Genomic DNA, 16,289 nt, shown 5'->3' with positions numbered 1-16,289 from the left:
TATTTTTTATTTTTTATAAAAACTTTTCTGAGCATATTCACATTTGTGCAGATACAGGTCTTTCGAAGAGATCGTAACTGATGATATCGCCGTTGTACAGATCAGTTATTGGTGAAAGGTATAATTTGCTTCCAGAGATGTTAAATTCCGTCACATCAGTTGCCCATTTCCTGTTGACTTGATCTGCTTTAAAGTTCCCCCTCCAGAATATTGGGTACTATCATGCCTTGTTCTCCGCGGTAAGGTCTGTATTTTTTGGCTCTTATTGCACTTTTCAATCCCAGGGTTTTCATCAATCTCAATACCGTTTTATGATTGATAATAATTCCTCTTTCTTTCAGCAGCAGTGTGATCCGCCGGTATCCCAATCATCCTTTATGATGATGGTAGATCTTTTTATCATCATCCAAATATTTGTCGGTCTGTATTCTTATCTGATGATTTGGTGTTTTAAAGGCTTCCGTAAGGGGGCCTTTGATTTTTAAAATAAATTTTAAATCAACTAAAGCATTTTACGAGATCAAACTCACATCGTTAGTTGTGATACACTTTCTTTTCTATGTAAACTAATAATCCGTGTAGTTATTTTACTACATGAACTTCCATTTTCCACTACAGGGAAAATTTTATCGCCGCCGTAGATTTGTCATGTTCAAGAGAGAACAATTAAATAAAAATAAAAATTAAATACTACTGTCATGATAAAACAAATCGCCATCGCAGCCTTAACTATCGGAGCTTTCATACTGGGAACTAATAATGTTCAGGCTCAGAATACTACCGCAACCACTACGGTAAGCATCACCCTGAATGATGTCATCTCTATCGATGCGGGAAGTACTGCCATTACCGGTGCTGTTGCCTTCAACTATGCTACTGCTGCGGATTATAACTCGGAAAAGACAGTAGCCCAGGCCAACGCCCTGAAAGTAACCTCAACAAAGAACTTTAATGTAAAAGTGAAAGCAGGCGGTGCGAGCTTCGTGAACGGAACCAATCTGATCCCGGTAGATGTTTTAACCATCAAAGCTTCAGCAGCTGCAGGAACCATGGGCGGAACAAAAAGCGCAGTTGTTTTATCGGCAACGGATCAGACTTTAGTGGCCAATGCTCCTCTTGGAAGCGCCTTGACGCTGAATCTGGACTATACCATTCCAGCGGCGAAATCATCATCTTCTGATATTTTAGGGAAACCGGCCGGAACGTATACACAAACGGTAACGTATACCGCGACTGCTTTATAATAAAAACAATAGGAATTTTATATACGCCCTTAACACTTTGCGTGTTGAGGGCTTTTTTGTTAACTAATAGGTGTAGTTATTTTGATGTGATTAACTTTGAATGATAACCTCTTTGTAACCTTACTTTTATATGTCTAAAAAAGTCTCATAAAGCGATCAGCAATAGGTAGAGCCAATATCTGCGCATACAGCGATTATTGTACTTAAATTTCGTATCTTTAAATATTTGACTAGAATAATTATGGAACAATCCATGCTTTATGGTGAATTTTTATCGTCACCAGAACTGATTGAAAAATTGCATCAGTATGGCATTACTAAAACGTACAAAGAAGGAGATGTTATTTTAGATGAAAATTCATCGATCCGTGCTATACCTATCGTAATGAAAGGAATGCTTAAAGTAATCCGAACAGAGCAAGATGGCCGGGAAATTCTTCTCTATTACATCAAAGCAGGAGAAAGTTGTATCATGTCATTTCTTGGCGGAATGCATAATGAGAAAAGCATCGTGAAAGCCGAAGTAGAAGAAGATACAGAGATTCTATTTCTTCCCATCGATAAAGTTTCTCTTTTTATAAAAGAATATCCGGAGTGGCTGGATTATATTTTCAGACTGTATCATAAACGATTTGAAGAACTTTTAGATATCATAAATGCGATAGCATTTAAGAAAGTGGATGAGAGATTATTAAATCTTATTCAGATGAAATCTGAAAATTTTAAGTCAAAAATCATAACTGTCACTCACGAGCAATTGGCTAATGAGTTGGGCACTGCGAGAGTAGTTGTTTCCAGACTGCTTAAACAATTGGAGGATTCCGGAAAACTGAAACTCGGAAGAAATAAAATTACTCTTCAGGAAGATTTCTAAAGCTTATGTAACAAAAGTAGCGGTGTAGCATTTTCAGGATGCTGAATTTTGTACCATAAAATTGACAGTATGGAAATTTATGGGTATCTCGCATCGGTTTTAATAGGAGTTTCATTAAGCTTAATCGGAGGTGGCGGAAGTATTCTGACCGTTCCGGTTTTGGTATATCTCTTCGGTATAGATGCTCTTGTGGCGACAGAATATTCACTTTTTATAGTCGGAATAAGCAGTATTGTAGGTGCCGTTTCTTATTTTAAAAAAGGTTTGGTCCATTTAAAGACAGCTTTTGTATTTGGTATTCCGTCTATCATTTCCATATTTTTAACGCGCAACCTTTTACTTCCGCTGATTCCGAATGAGGTTTTTACCATTAGTAATTTAGTGATTACTAAAGATATTTTTCTGTTGCTCATTTTCGCAGGCCTGATGATTCTTGCATCGTACAAAATGATTCAGAAAGGCACAAAACTGCAACTGGAAAATATAAATTTAGAGAAAAATAATATATTTATGGCCATAGGTGAAGGTTCAGCTGTTGGCTTTCTGACTGGTTTGGTGGGTGCCGGTGGCGGGTTTATGATCATTCCCGCACTTGTTAATCTTCTGAAAATGCCTATGAAAGCGGCAATCGGAACATCGCTTGTCATCATTTCTCTCAATTCTCTAATTGGTTTTTTCTCTTCCATGGACGCTGTTGTGACCGACTGGAAATTACTTACTACTATTTCAGGAATTTCGGTCATCGGAATATTAATCGGATCGCAATTATCCAAAAAAATTGACGGGCAAAAGCTTAAACCTGCTTTTGGGTGGTTTATTCTCGTGATAGGAGTTTACATCACCGTGAGAGAAATTTTCTTTTAAACCCTTTGCTGTACTATTTGTATTCTGTTGATGCTAATAAATATTCTGAAATTCCATATCTTATTTATTTCTATCAATAAGATGACTGTGACAGGAAATTCAGTAAAATATTTTTGTAATAAATTAATCAGTAATAATGTTAGAAATCATTAAACAACCGTGGCCCTGGTACGTGGCCGGCCCTTTAATCGGACTCACAGTTCCGACGCTTCTTATTCTAGGAAACAAATCCTTCGGCATCAGTTCGTCATTACGACATATCTGCGCTGCTTGTATTCCTGCAAACATCAGTTTTTTTAACTACAACTGGAAAAAGGAACTCTGGAATCTTTTCTTCGTTTTCGGAATTTTACTCGGCGGAGTTATTACATCTCAATTCCTGATAAATCCGGGAGCAATCATAGTGAATCCTCATCTTAAAGCTGAATTGGCTGCCTACGGAATTACCGATTACAGCCATCTGGTTCCGGTTCAGCTGATGAGTTTTGCGAGTCTTTTGACTGCGAAAGGATTTATCGTTATGATCATAGGTGGCTTTCTGGTAGGTTTCGGCACCCGATATGCCGGTGGATGTACAAGTGGTCATGCTATTATGGGACTTGCAAATCTTCAATGGCCATCTTTAGTAGCCACAATTTCTTTTATGGCAGGTGGTTTTCTGATGGCAAATGTGCTTTTACCAATTATTCTTTCACTCTAATTTAAAATTAAAATGACAACAGATAAAGAGATACGCCAGCAGGATAATAATTGTACAGACGAAAGTCAGTTTGAACACAAATGGTATCATCATATAAAATATTTGATTGTAGGAATTTTGTTCGGGATGGTGTTTGTGAAAGCAGAAATTATCAGCTGGTTCAGGATTCAGGAAATGTTCAGATTACAGTCATTTTTTATGTACGGGGTGATCGGTAGTGCTGTTCTTACAGGGATGATTTCAGTATTCATCATTAAAAAATTCAACATCAAAACGATTTATGGGGAAAAGATCTCGATTGCTCCTAAGACATTTAATAAAGGGCAGATTTATGGGGGATTAATTTTTGGGTTGGGTTGGGCAATCACCGGAGCCTGTCCGGGACCTCTTTTTGCTCAGATCGGAACGGGAGCTTTGGCAGTCCTTGTTACATTGATCAGTGCTATTTCAGGAACATGGGTTTACGGATATTTCAAAGAGAAATTACCGCATTAATTGACTGATATGTAACAAAAGTAGCGGTACAGCTTTTTACAAATACCGACATTTGTACTAAGAAATTTGAAGTTTAATTTAAAAAAATAATTCTATGTTTTTTCAGCATATTTATGATAAAAGCCTCGCTCAGGCAAGCTATTTAATCGGTTGCCAGGCAAAAGGAGAAGCAATTGTAATCGACGCAAAAAGAGATATTGATACCTATTTGCAGATGGCAAAAGAGAATCATTTAACCATTACACATATTACGGAAACACATATTCATGCAGACTTTTTGTCGGGTTCCAGAGAACTTGCTGAAGTTACGGGAGCAGAATTATATCTTTCTGATGAAGGTGGCAAAGACTGGCAATACCAGTTTCCTCATATAGGTTTAACGAATGGGAATGTGATAGAGGTCGGTAACCTTACCCTGAAAGTGCTCCATACACCGGGGCACACTCCTGAAAGCATAAGCTTTTTGTTGACAGATCATCCTGCAACAGACTTGCCGGTGATGATTTTTACAGGAGATTTCGTGTTTGTCGGTGACGTAGGCAGACCGGATTTATTAGAGAAAGCTGCCGGTATTACTGGAACTCAGGAAAAGGGAGCACAAGAAATGTTTCGCTCTGTTCAGGATTTTAGCAAACTTCCCGAGTTTATCCAAGTGTGGCCCGGACACGGTGCAGGTTCAGCATGCGGGAAATCTCTGGGCGCAGTTCCAGGTTCGACGGTGGGTTATGAGAAAATCAGAAACTGGGCTTTTCACTATGAGGAAGATGAAGAAGGATTTATAAAATATCTGTTGGATGGACAGCCTGAGCCTCCAAAGTATTTTGCCATGATGAAAAAACTTAATAAAATGCAAAGACCTTTGTTAACGCAAGTTCCAAAACATCAGAAGCTTTCGAAAGAAGCTTTTTTAAAAGCGCACCGCACCGGAGTTAAAGTTATTGATACAAGAAACAAAGCAGATTTTGCCGGTGGTTTTATACCAAACAGCATCAATATTCAGGGGAATAATTCCTTTTCGACGTGGATGGGTTGGATCATAGATTATTCGGAGCCGTTTATTTTAGCTGCCCAAGATGAACAAATGGAGGATCTTACCAGAAAACTGATGAGAATCGGGATGGATCAGATGATGGGCTACGTTGACAGTATTGATAGTTTAGGTATGGAATTGCAGACGGCTGATATTATTGATATCGAGGAATTCAAATCTTATCTGAACAGAAATGATGCCCAGATAGTAGATGTAAGAAATAAAACTGAATATGAGGCTGGTCGTATTGAAAATGCCGAGAACGTTTTTGTAGGAACTTTAGAAGATAATCTTGATGAAATTTCCCATGACAAGCAAATCGTTATCCATTGTCAAAGTGGTGATAGAGCGACGATTGCTTATTCTTTACTGAAGAAAAACGGTTTTGTGAATGTGAAAAATTTCTCGGCAGGAATGAAAGAATGGATGGAAAAAGGTAACCCTGTAAAAAATTAAGATCAAAATAAATTTATGTATGTAGATAAATAGCTTCAATAAGATAAATCAGATTGATGTAATGCGTATATTTGAAAGTTAACAGAAATGACAAAATCACATTCCGCAACAAGAAAATGAATAAACTGAAATTATTTTTGACTTTGACTTTTATTTCCTTCTGTCTATCTAATTTGATTGCTCAAAAAACCGATGGAATTCATTCAATCGTTATTTTCGAATTTAAAGGAAATGGAATAATAAGAATTGACAGTAACGGAGAAACAAATTTCGGAGAAAAAATTGATCTGAAAACTCTTAATAAAAAAATTGAAAAATTTCTGGTTTCTGCTGATTACAAGAAATCTGGACCGGATAATAATCCGCCGCCACCAGTCTCAAAACCAAATGAGGGAACTAAAAATACCTATATAATAATTATCCTGGAAGAAGATTTTTTAAAGGATAAAGATTATGCCAATAAAACAAAATACACTAAAGAATATAAAAATGTTGAGCAAGAATTTACTCAATATGAAATATTAGATCTTTTATCAAAACACGATAAAGAAAAAATTCTCAAGAACTTGCAGAAAAAGTGACTTCTGCCACAAAGGGTTGCATTAGTGGGCAGAAAGATTAAAAGCATTAACGTTGACTTATCATTATTGGTAAATGTATTGGATATTACATTAACAGCAGCCCCTTCATCAAAATTCTGAAAGCCTCTACAGAAACTTTTGGTTTTCATAGAGAAACATTATCTTGGTAGAAAGAAATCAGTTGGCTTTTCGGCAATATCGTGAAGCGGCAAAAACGTTATCAGAGATTTTAAAAAAACTGAATACCTAAATTCAATACAGAAAAATGAGAAACAATATCTATACTTTGTTATTATTATTTTTATTCACAGGCATTAATGCTCAGGACTATTCGAAATTAATAAGTGAGGCAAATCAATTATATGATGCAAAAGATTATAAAATGTCTACGGAGTTGTACAACAAAGCTTTTAAAATTGAAAGCAAAAATCCCAATCACTTATATAATGGCGCATGCGCATCATCTTTAGCAGGAAATACAAAACAGGCATTTAAATGGTTGAACCTGTCAGTAGACCAAGGATGGACAAATTTAAAGCACTTAAATTCTGATACTGATTTAGAAAATTTACATTCAAAAAAAGAATGGGGGAAAACAATAGAAAAGTTAGAGAAAAAAATAGAGTTAATAGAAGCAAATTATGACAAACCATTGAAGACTGAACTACTGGCAATTCTTGACGAAGACCAAAAATACAGAACTCAAATGTATGAAACTCAAAAAAAATTCGGTCAGGATTCCAAAGAAATGCAGGAACTTTGGAAAATCACCAATCAGAAAGACTCAGTAAATCTATTAAAAGTAAGAAAAATATTAGATGAAAAAGGTTGGGTTGGAAAAGATAAAGTTGGTGCACAAGCCAACAGTGCATTATTTCTTGTAATTCAACATTCAGATTTAGAAACACAGAAAAAATATTTACCGATGATGAAGGAAGCGGTGACAAAAGGAAATGCAAGTCCGGGTTCATTAGCATTGTTAATTGACAGAATAGAAATCAGAGAAGGTAGAAAGCAAATTTACGGAAGCCAGATAGGAACCAATCCAAATACCCAGACTCAATATATTTTACCATTAATCGATCCTGACAATGTAGATAAAAGGAGGGCAGAAGTAGGTTTAGGTCCAATCTCTGATTATATTAAAAACTGGAATTTAGTTTGGGATGTTGAAAAGTACAAAAGTGAACTGCCGGAATTGGAAAAATTAAATAAATAGAAACGCCTATTGACCAGTGTTTGGAAGTGCTGTGAAAAAAAAGAGACACTCTCCCATTTATATATTCGTTTTAAAAATTAAATTTATAATTTTCCAGTCATTTTCACTAAAACCCTTTTCTCTATTACATGCTCAATTTGTTTTTCACCGGTTATAATTTTTTATTGAATACAATTAATAGATAAATATCGTTCCCAATTGACTCGACTGATGTTATAATATCATCCTACCAATCCATTATATGGAGTCTGGTAATTTCATTTTTTGGCTATATCTTTTCTCATACAGGTGCCGGTCAGTTTTATCATGTTGTAAAAAATTCCTCTGATTCCGCGGGATAATAAGGCAGAAATGATAGGATATTTACTGATTATACATTCTTAGAATCTCTACCAATTCGGGTATGGATCGTATTTTCAGCTTCTCAAACAGCCTGTTTTTGTAAGTGCTGATCGTGGATGAATGGAGGTTAAGCTGATTGGAAATTTCTTTAAGGGGAAGGCCTTCCGCGAGCTTATTGGCAATTTCCAGTTCGCGGTCTGACAGAGCCTCAAAAGGAGAATTTTTCGTTGCTCCGGTTAATGATTCTAAAAACATTGCCTCTTTTACATTCTCACTGACATATCGGCCTTTAGTAAGCATCGCTGTTAAAGCAGCCTCGATTACTTCACTGGAGCTTTGCTTGCTCAGGTAGCCTCCGGCGCCCATCTTCAGGTAACGCATCCCATACAGCTCTTCGTCCTGTGAAGAAAAGATCAGAATTTTTAATTCAGGCTGGTGAATTTTTATGTAATTTATTGCTTCCTGAACAGTACCATTAGGCATATTAACGTCCATAATAGCGAGATCCAGTTCTTCATTCTGAATTACTTTGTACAGCGATTTATAATCCTCTACTTCTGAAATTATGGCATCGGGCCTGAATCGTTTGATCGTTTGTATCAAACCCATCCGGACAATCCCATGATCATCTGCTACAACAATACGAACATTTACTTTTAAATCCTTCATTTATTTAAAGTTAGGTAGAAAAAGGGAAACAGTGGTTCCGTTATTTTCAGACGAAATGATGTCGATGTTTCCGTGCATCAAGGATATAAAATTTTTTACAATTTTCAAACTTAATCCCACTCCTTTTTCTCCGGCAGTTCCCTGGAATATCGGATTATCATAAGTATAGATCGCAGATAAATACTTTTCATCTATTCCCGTTCCGAAATCAATTACAGAAAGTATGACCTGACCTGGTTCTGTAACTGCTTGTAAATGAATGTGTTTTTCCGGAAAAGAGTATTTTATTGCATTGTCCAAAATTTTTTCCAAAACATATTCGAGCAACAATCGATCGGTCGTAAGAAATGCGTGGTGATCTCCTTTAAAATGAAATGTAATGTTTTTTTCTTTTAATTTGGCAGCGTATTTTTCTTCTAAATGGTGAAAAAGATCCGTCACCATGATTGTTACCGGCTTAATCTTAAAGTCTCCGTATTGTGTTTTTAACCAGGCAATGCTGTCCTGAACGGTTTGCAGATTCTTCCGGGCATCACTTTTTACGTGCGGCAGCAGCTTAAAAAAATCTTCCTCATTGATGGTCTTCTGTTCCAGCGCTTCTGTAAGCCACAGAAAATTTCCAAACAGTTCTTTGGGGTCATGAGATAAGATCGAGATCAGTCCGTTCTTGAAACTGATTTCGTTTTCCAGTTTTTCGATTTTTATCTGCAGTTCCTTGATAAGGTCGTCCATAATGTAAGTATAAATGTGAAAAAATTTCTACTTCAATATTTTTAAAGCTGATTTTGTGCTTTACTTTCCTATTTTTTGCCAAACCATTTCCGGATCCTATCTGATCTGGCAGGGTTCGGCTAAAAGTCCTGTATTCCGGCTTGCAGGCATTTCCTTTTTAGCAGGAAGTCTGCAGGCAGCCAACGTAAGGAATTCCAATACTTTTTTACATCGCTCTTATTTTTTTGTTGCTTCAATGCCATCGAGCCGGAGCATCCGGATATCTCTCAACTGCTTTGGTCTCATCTTTTACACTGATAATTAAAGTGCGTAGAAAAATATCCTTTAAATAAGATTTTAGTAAGAAGCAAATTAACATAATTATCTTCAGCAATCAAAATTTTTTATTTCGTGTGTGCTGACTTCACAGATGAAATTTCTTATTTACTGCAGTTTTCTTCTCAGAATTTTTTAAGGTGGGTAAAACCTGGTACATCGGTTTCATGCGGATCCGCTTCAGAAGCCGATTTTCTATTTTAATTTGTCACACACATCCTGTCATTGTGTCACGGCGGGCTGTACAAAAGCAATATCCGGCACTACATCGGAAGTGCCGGAATTATATTGTTTATTTTTTAATGTTTTCAAGCCTATCGTAATCATCCACAATGATCACATTGAAGTCGGACTGGTGCAGTGCTTTCAAGCTGCCGTGGCATTCCGCTGCTTCGATATTTTTTGGATCTGTGATTCTTTTAAGACTTTCTGATTGCTTTCATAATCGTCTGCGTCTAAAAGAAAGTGAGAAGTCTGAAGATAAATCTGATTCAGAAACGCATTACTGGAAGCAGCAAGATCAACTTTTCCTTAGCAATATTCATAATAGAAAACCTGTATCGGTCATCCTGATCATCACAAATATTAAGCAATGAAAAATACCGGTTTATTTTGCCGGATACTTTTTAACGTATTAATGGTGCTGATCCGGCTATTGATTATTAATGTTAAAATGATCTTTCTGTCAGAAGGAATTTTTTAGAAAAGTTTAGAAAGTATTGTTAAATTGCCGTAAAGCTATAATAAACATTAATAGAGTATGTGGTATTTTCTTTCCCTACCAGACTTTGGGCACCCGTAGCGGGTATGGTGTATATCACGTTCAGTTGCCGGTCTAAAACCGGTGTGCCGTTAAAGAGTATTTTTTGGGGAGTTTTGGACAAGGGAGCATTTACAGAACTTCCATCCATACCGATTTGTAATATATTGGAATTAATATCGGTCTGCAGGCCACCTTTCTTGAAATAATTTTCATCGGATTTTACATAGAGTTCAAAACTCTCATTATTGGACAATATAATTTGGTTTGGAATCACTTGTGACTGACCTTCAGCATACTGGGCGGCTGTGTTGAAATTGAAGTTTACATTCCGCCCGGAGCTCGGGATCGTGATCTCCGACCGGGGAAGCACCTTTACCTGGACCGCTGTATTTTGCAAACTGTTAATAGAATTATCTGTACTTCTGGCATTAAGGTTCAGTTCAAAAGTATAAGTTCCGGCTTCAAAAAAAGAGTTTTTCAAATCTTCCGCAGACACATAAAGCTCTGGAGTAAAACTGCTTCTGTTTCCACCCACAACATTGAAAGTAGAAGCGGAAAAATTCTGAAAATCATTAGATAGGGGCTTCGTTGTGAGTGCAGATCCATTGCTGCCCAATTTAACGGTTGCTATATTTCGGATTCCCGGAACACCTTTAGAAGAAGTAAACTGAATATTTGTGGAAGCAGCTTTCGCCCATAAATTAAAATCTACCGTATGTGCGATTTCCGCATTATCCAGATTCAACACCCTCGTGCCTGTAATCCGGTACTCATTCAGGGAAGATATTTCTATGTATTTTGTTAAAGACGTGGTGAGCCATCTGATGGATGACGGAATGACTAAAATGGTTTTAAAGTTACGTGGCGTGAAATCATTATAATTTTGAATGATATCCATGGAGTAATTCCCGGCCCGGTAGGCATTGGCGGAAAACTGGGCAGACGGTATTTTAAACGTAAAATTGATATTTCCCCTGTTGAATCCCCCTCCGAAAAGAACGGACCCGGGCGGTTCAAACCATTTTACAGCGCTCGTACTGAATGACTGAAAACCGGGTAAAGAACCCGAAAATCCGGTAGATGGCAGCTGCCCGCCCATACTTTCCAATTGCCACAGAAGAGTAGAGCCGGGTAAAGTAGATGAGGAAGAAGAGTGTGTAAAAGTAGGTCCGGACATTGAGGTAAATGTAGGAGCTACAGGCGCTAATCCAAAAAAGGCATAATCCCAGTTTGTCCTGTTGGCGTTCGCCATAACTCTGGTAGGTACTGAGGTAAATTCAGTCCTGTTAAAAATATTATTTTCAGGAATCGACAGGTACACATCCTGAGCTTTCATGACTGTTGTCCCGCAGAACACGGTAAAAATTCCTATTAAAAAAGCCCTGATCGTTTTCATACTTCTAAATTTAAAACTTTTTAACCTTAATGGTAGTGTCTTTCTTCTTATATTCAAAAACCACGGGTTTTGAATAACCTTCTTTTGTCACCTGAATGGTCTGGGTGGGTTGTGTATAGCTGTATTTGTCATTTTCAATATAGACGTCGTATATTCCGTCTTTCAGGAAAAACTCAAACTCATTTTTCTGGTTAACCACGGCGGTATAGATCGTGCCATCTTCACTTTTTGCATACACTACTATTCCGGTTACATCCGTTTCCAAAACATCATAGGCCTGTTTGATCTCTGTTAATTTCCCGCTTACTTTGATGTTTTTTACCAAGCCTACTTTGCGGTTGATATTGGTATCTACCATAATTACGGGATCCATCATCAATCGTGCACCCGCACTTTCGTTCACCTTCAGGGTGTAGATGCCTTCCGGTACATTCTGAAAAACTACTTTTCCGTTTTTATCCGTCTGTGCAACAAAATTGTCCAGTTTTACTATTTCATTGGCAAGTACCGGTTCACCGGCTTCAGGAAGTCCGTTGAAATTTTTATCTTCAAATAACTGGAATGTCACTTTATGATTTCCAAGGGCCGTAGCAGTGGTAAAATATTTTCTGATCCCCACTCTGAACTGGTAATAATTGCCACTGCTCGCATAAACAGCTGTAGATTTATAACCGGAAAAATTAAAATAACCTGTGGTGGACCAGGAAGGTGAGATCTTATATTCCAGATTACCAATCACATTGCTGTTTAAGTTTTTGTAAAGTTCCGAATAGGATGTTCCGGCTGAAAAAGATCCGGTCAGATTGTTATTAAGCATCTGGAAATTATACGAGGCATATACATTGTAGTTAGCAAAATTACGGTCTACATCATAATAAGAATTTAAGTCGAATACATTGTTTGCGTTCCATTGGGCTGTTCCGTTCAGGGAGAAGGATTTATACCTATAGGACAAGGTTGTTTTCAGACTGTTGAACCAATCGGCCCTGTCGTTCTGTTTTGAATAAGAATATTCCGCCGTCCAGTTCAGTACGTGAGCACCCAATGTAGTGCTTATGTTGGTCTCCAGCCGGTAAGAAAAGAGTTCTTGAGATGTATAAAAACTGGCTGTTTTTTGTCTTTCAACCTTTGGCGAAAGTAGAAAATTCCATTTCTTTAAAGAAAACTGGTAACCTAACCCCAAAGTTTCTGTACTGTTGAAATAATAACGCAGATTAGCGGTATTCCCAGGTTGAATAGGCGCGTTCTGGTAACTCAGAAACTCAGGGTCTACCTGCGAATTCTGATATTGTATAAAAGCCCGCTGAGAATCAGAAAACTGGCGGCCAATCCGCTGATTTGACAGAAAAGATCCCCGTTTGATCCCTGCATAACTTTTGGTGGCAAAAGAATTAATAGATTGGATATCCCATTTTCCCACTTTCCCTTCGTAGTTAGCCCCTATTAAAGCGCCTGCATTTTCATCTCTGTTCGAAAGGCCTTTTTCGTGGCTCAGGCCTACCTCCGTGCGGATGATGTGTTTATCATTAACTAAAAATGATGATACTCCGTTCGCCACCTGAGTATCTACGTTAAAACGCGGATCATGGTCGAATAGATAAGATACCTTCCCATTGAAAGATTTGGCATTCCCAAAAGCATATTTAGCACCTGCCATGGTAGATCCTTTTGTTTGTTGGAAATAAGTACCGTACAGATTGTAATTATTTTCCAGCGCAAGAATTTCAATCTGATTATTGTTACCAAATTTGGTAGAAACTTTCCCACCTCTCCCGAAAACCGGGTAGTCGTAATCACTGCTATTAACATTTCCCACCCGGAATACCGTATTTTTTCTTTCCAGTTCCAGCCAGGTGTCATAAATGTTATAACGGCCGTCTTCAAGGTAGTAGTCCGTACCGATATTGAAGCGCGATTTCAGATTTTCGGTCACTCTGAATGCTGTGTTTCCTCGCAATTGAAGAAAATTGAAACCTGAACTGTTTGCGTTATAGCTCATTTCTGCAAAATTACTCCCGCTCATCGCTTCATTTCCGCGGGCAATTTGTCTGTTGCTTGATAAAATGACTATGTGGAGCGTGTTGCTTCCCACGATTTCATTAGTAAGCAGGTCTGTGGCGATTGCATTAATATTAAATTCCGGAAAAAGCGTATTCTGTCTTCTGACCGCAATTTTGATCTCGACGGTTTGTTTTTCTAAACCCTCCAGAGATACCGTCTGTTGTTTCGGCATCATTTCCAAACCATCAGGAATAGATTGCAGATCAATTTTAACGGATCGTTTACTGTAGCCTTGGTTTTCTACAACCAGCAGGATTGAAGAGTCGGGCGCAGCAGGATTAATGAAATTTTCGTATGAGGCCGTATAAATTGCGATGTTTTTGTTCTCGTCTTTGTCCACGGAGAAAGAGGCGCTTTCAGTTCTGGTGACCGTTGAACTGGTGTACGAAACCTGAAATTTGATCTCATTGGATTTCAGTTTCATGAAATCCACATTGGCGATCAGTTTCACCGGGAGATTTTTAGACTGACCGGCACCTAAGGTAAAGTCATTTTTGGGATAGAAAAGCAAACCCGGATATTGTTCCTGAGGCAAAATATTCTGAATGGTAATTTCTTCAGAACTTTTATTCTCAATGACAAGGAAATTAGTAAAAGTGTAACCCTTCTCTACAGCTACACGGTCATTTTCAAAATAGATTTGTATATCCTTCTTCTCCTGCGCATAAGCCAAGGAAAAATGCAGAAGAACAAGTACAAAAAATAAGATTGTTCTTCTTAGGATTGATATCGATATTCTATTTTGTGGTTTCAAGACTTAAGTTTAAAGTTTAAAGTTTTTTTCGCCTACGCGTAAATCATTGGATCCTGCCATTTTGATAATTACCACGCCAAGGTAGTTCCCTGAAATGTTCTCTGGTAAAGAAAATTGAACGACCTGGTCGGTATTGGGAAGCATAGAGATCGAAATGGCAGGTAATTTTATTTCCTTACCACTGTCTGTATTGGTCAGTTCAAACTCAACGGTGGCATCATTGATGGTATTTCCATCGTTATGGATGCTTACTGCGACTTTTCTGTTTCCTGCATTATCTTTACTCGCCTCTGCTATATTGGTAATATCCAAACTTTTTATATGGTTGCCCGGCGGTGTATAAAAGATGTGAAGTCCCACCTCAAATAAGGTGATGATACCAATACCATTCTGAATGCGTGCCTGATCTGCCTGCTGGGGTAGTTGCGTGAAAAACAACATGCTGTTGGTAACGGCAGACTTTGAGGCGTTTGCCGGAATCTGCATGGTTACTACAATCTCCTTTGTGCTTTTTGCAGGAACTGTTACTGCGTTTTCTAAGGTAGACATCCAGGAGGCATTAGAAGTTTTTGAGCTCCCTGCCTCAAGATAAACCTTATTACCGTCTTCTTCTCTAACCCAATCTTTATAGTTGAGATTGAAAACATAATCCTTATCCGAACTGTTTTGAAGTGTGACGGTCTGTGTCACTTTTTCTCCTGGATTACCGGTAAAAAACAGTCGGGTGGGAGACATAGAGATACTTTGTGCCAGAAGGGAAGAAGACCCTGTAAGGATAAAGAAAATGAAAAGATGAATAAACTTGCGCATGGTTTAAATTTTTAATAAAGATTCTCAAAACTACTAAAAAACGTAACAAAGAAACTTTAAAAAGCTAAAAAATTTTATTTATAAAGCAGTTGCGGTATACGTCACGGTTTGTGTATACGTTCCGGCCGGTTTTCCTAAAATATCAGAAGAAGATGATTTCGCCGCTGGAATAGTGTAATCCAGGTTCAGGGTCAAGGCACTTCCAAGAGGAGCATTAGCCACTAAAGTCTGATCTGTTGCCGATAAAACAACTGCGCTTTTTGTTCCGCCCATGGTTCCGGAAGCTGCGGCAGCTTTGATGGTTAAAACATCTACCGGGATCAGATTGGTTCCGTTCACGAAGCTCGCACCGCCTGCTTTTACTTTTACATTAAAGTTCTTGGTTGAGGTTACTTTCAGGGCATTGGCCTGGGCCACTGTCTTTTCCGAGTTATAATCCGCAGCAGTAGCATAGTTAAAGGCAACAGCACCGGTAATGGAAGTACTTCCCGCATCGATAGAGATGACATCATTCAGGGTGATGCTTACCGTAGTGGTTGCGGTAGTATTCTGAGCCTGAACATTATTAGTTCCCAGTATGAATGCTCCGATAGTTAATGCTGCGATGGCGATTTGTTTTATCATGACAGTAGTATTTAATTTTTATTTTTGTTTAATTGTTCTCTCTTGAACATGACAAATCTACGGCGGCGATAAAATTTTCTCTGTAGTGGAAAATGGAAGTTCATGTAGTAAAATAACTACACTGATTATTCGTTCATCGGGTTCACATAGAAAAGCAAGTGTATCACAACTAAACAACGTGAGTTTGATCTCGTAAAATGCTTTAGTTGATTTAAAATTTTCCAGGTTTTTGCAAAATTTATTTTAAAAAATCAAAGGCCCCCTGCGGAAGCCTTTGATACACCAAATCACAAAATATTAATATGAAAACTTTACTTTTGATTTTTTTTTAATCCTTTTTCAGACGTGTAAATTCAGGTT

General features: G+C 37.8%; 15 protein-coding genes. 8 read left to right on the top strand and 7 right to left on the bottom strand.

The window, feature by feature from the left end:
* Positions 1 to 188 precede the first annotated feature (188 nt).
* Positions 189 to 368 (bottom strand): IS3 family transposase, encoded by a 180-nt coding sequence (locus ODZ84_RS23635; RefSeq protein ID WP_408612421.1) that lies wholly within the window; start codon positions 366 to 368, stop codon positions 189 to 191.
* Positions 369 to 698: 330 nt separating this feature from the next.
* On the opposite strand from ODZ84_RS23635, the gene ODZ84_RS10775 reads away from it, so the two are divergent.
* From ODZ84_RS10775 to ODZ84_RS10740, 8 genes are all read left to right on the top strand, one after another.
* Positions 699 to 1,244, top strand: a complete 546-nt coding sequence (locus tag ODZ84_RS10775) for a peptidoglycan-binding protein LysM (RefSeq protein ID WP_266177073.1) — start codon at positions 699 to 701, stop codon at positions 1,242 to 1,244.
* A 241-nt stretch (positions 1,245 to 1,485) separates the two neighbouring features.
* Positions 1,486 to 2,118, top strand: a complete 633-nt coding sequence (locus tag ODZ84_RS10770; RefSeq protein WP_266177072.1) for a Crp/Fnr family transcriptional regulator — start codon at positions 1,486 to 1,488, stop codon at positions 2,116 to 2,118.
* 69 nt (positions 2,119 to 2,187) lie between these two features.
* Complete coding sequence (locus ODZ84_RS10765) at positions 2,188 to 2,982, top strand: sulfite exporter TauE/SafE family protein (RefSeq protein WP_266177071.1); 795 nt, start codon at positions 2,188 to 2,190, stop codon at positions 2,980 to 2,982.
* A gap of 136 nt (positions 2,983 to 3,118) precedes the next feature.
* Positions 3,119 to 3,682, top strand: coding sequence for a YeeE/YedE family protein (locus tag ODZ84_RS10760; protein ID WP_266177069.1), 564 nt, complete (start codon positions 3,119 to 3,121; stop codon positions 3,680 to 3,682).
* 12 nt (positions 3,683 to 3,694) lie between these two features.
* A complete protein-coding gene (locus ODZ84_RS10755) occupies positions 3,695 to 4,177 on the top strand; it encodes a DUF6691 family protein (RefSeq protein WP_266177068.1) in 483 nt (160 codons plus the stop codon).
* Positions 4,178 to 4,271: 94 nt separating this feature from the next.
* Entirely contained in the window at positions 4,272 to 5,663 is a 1,392-nt protein-coding gene (locus ODZ84_RS10750) for an MBL fold metallo-hydrolase (RefSeq protein WP_266177067.1), read from the top strand.
* Between the two features lie 116 nt (positions 5,664 to 5,779).
* Positions 5,780 to 6,244, top strand: a complete 465-nt coding sequence (locus tag ODZ84_RS10745; protein WP_266177066.1) for a hypothetical protein — start codon at positions 5,780 to 5,782, stop codon at positions 6,242 to 6,244.
* 286 nt (positions 6,245 to 6,530) lie between these two features.
* Positions 6,531 to 7,463 (top strand): DUF6624 domain-containing protein, encoded by a 933-nt coding sequence (locus tag ODZ84_RS10740; protein WP_266177065.1) that lies wholly within the window; start codon positions 6,531 to 6,533, stop codon positions 7,461 to 7,463.
* A gap of 363 nt (positions 7,464 to 7,826) precedes the next feature.
* On the opposite strand, the gene ODZ84_RS10735 is transcribed toward ODZ84_RS10740, so the two are convergent.
* From ODZ84_RS10735 to ODZ84_RS10710, 6 genes are all read right to left on the bottom strand, one after another.
* Positions 7,827 to 8,474 (bottom strand): response regulator, encoded by a 648-nt coding sequence (locus ODZ84_RS10735; protein ID WP_266177064.1) that lies wholly within the window; start codon positions 8,472 to 8,474, stop codon positions 7,827 to 7,829.
* Complete coding sequence (locus ODZ84_RS10730) at positions 8,475 to 9,206, bottom strand: sensor histidine kinase (protein ID WP_266177063.1); 732 nt, start codon at positions 9,204 to 9,206, stop codon at positions 8,475 to 8,477.
* 1,037 nt (positions 9,207 to 10,243) lie between these two features.
* A complete protein-coding gene (locus tag ODZ84_RS10725; protein WP_266177061.1) occupies positions 10,244 to 11,680 on the bottom strand; it encodes a hypothetical protein in 1,437 nt (478 codons plus the stop codon).
* 10 nt (positions 11,681 to 11,690) lie between these two features.
* Positions 11,691 to 14,495 (bottom strand): hypothetical protein, encoded by a 2,805-nt coding sequence (locus ODZ84_RS10720; RefSeq protein ID WP_266177060.1) that lies wholly within the window; start codon positions 14,493 to 14,495, stop codon positions 11,691 to 11,693.
* A 9-nt stretch (positions 14,496 to 14,504) separates the two neighbouring features.
* The gene (locus ODZ84_RS10715) at positions 14,505 to 15,305 is read right to left on the bottom strand and encodes a WxL protein peptidoglycan domain-containing protein (RefSeq protein ID WP_266177059.1); all 801 of its coding nucleotides are present in this window, start codon (positions 15,303 to 15,305) and stop codon (positions 14,505 to 14,507) included.
* A 78-nt stretch (positions 15,306 to 15,383) separates the two neighbouring features.
* Complete coding sequence (locus ODZ84_RS10710) at positions 15,384 to 15,929, bottom strand: peptidoglycan-binding protein LysM (RefSeq protein WP_266177058.1); 546 nt, start codon at positions 15,927 to 15,929, stop codon at positions 15,384 to 15,386.
* Positions 15,930 to 16,289: the final 360 nt, after the last annotated feature.

The sequence above is a fragment of the Chryseobacterium fluminis genome, assembly GCF_026314945.1.
Lineage (GTDB): Bacteria > Bacteroidota > Bacteroidia > Flavobacteriales > Weeksellaceae > Chryseobacterium > Chryseobacterium fluminis.
Note: the sequence above shows the minus strand (reverse complement) of the source record. Positions and strands in the feature narration are given on the sequence as shown.

Bases quoted from the DNA above. Each gene is read 5' to 3' on its own strand.
- ODZ84_RS10760 (WP_266177069.1), top strand. From the start codon at position 3,119: ATGTTAGAAATCATTAAACAACCGTGGCCCTGGTACGTGGCCGGCCCT.
- ODZ84_RS10735 (WP_266177064.1), bottom strand. From the start codon at position 8,474: ATGAAGGATTTAAAAGTAAATGTTCGTATTGTTGTAGCAGATGATCAT.
- ODZ84_RS10745 (WP_266177066.1), top strand. From the start codon at position 5,780: ATGAATAAACTGAAATTATTTTTGACTTTGACTTTTATTTCCTTCTGT.
- ODZ84_RS10765 (WP_266177071.1), top strand. From the start codon at position 2,188: ATGGAAATTTATGGGTATCTCGCATCGGTTTTAATAGGAGTTTCATTA.
- ODZ84_RS10775 (WP_266177073.1), top strand. From the start codon at position 699: ATGATAAAACAAATCGCCATCGCAGCCTTAACTATCGGAGCTTTCATA.
- ODZ84_RS10750 (WP_266177067.1), top strand. From the start codon at position 4,272: ATGTTTTTTCAGCATATTTATGATAAAAGCCTCGCTCAGGCAAGCTAT.
- ODZ84_RS10730 (WP_266177063.1), bottom strand. From the start codon at position 9,206: ATGGACGACCTTATCAAGGAACTGCAGATAAAAATCGAAAAACTGGAA.
- ODZ84_RS10725 (WP_266177061.1), bottom strand. From the start codon at position 11,680: ATGAAAACGATCAGGGCTTTTTTAATAGGAATTTTTACCGTGTTCTGC.
- ODZ84_RS10755 (WP_266177068.1), top strand. From the start codon at position 3,695: ATGACAACAGATAAAGAGATACGCCAGCAGGATAATAATTGTACAGAC.
- ODZ84_RS10710 (WP_266177058.1), bottom strand. From the start codon at position 15,929: ATGATAAAACAAATCGCCATCGCAGCATTAACTATCGGAGCATTCATA.
- ODZ84_RS10770 (WP_266177072.1), top strand. From the start codon at position 1,486: ATGGAACAATCCATGCTTTATGGTGAATTTTTATCGTCACCAGAACTG.
- ODZ84_RS10715 (WP_266177059.1), bottom strand. From the start codon at position 15,305: ATGCGCAAGTTTATTCATCTTTTCATTTTCTTTATCCTTACAGGGTCT.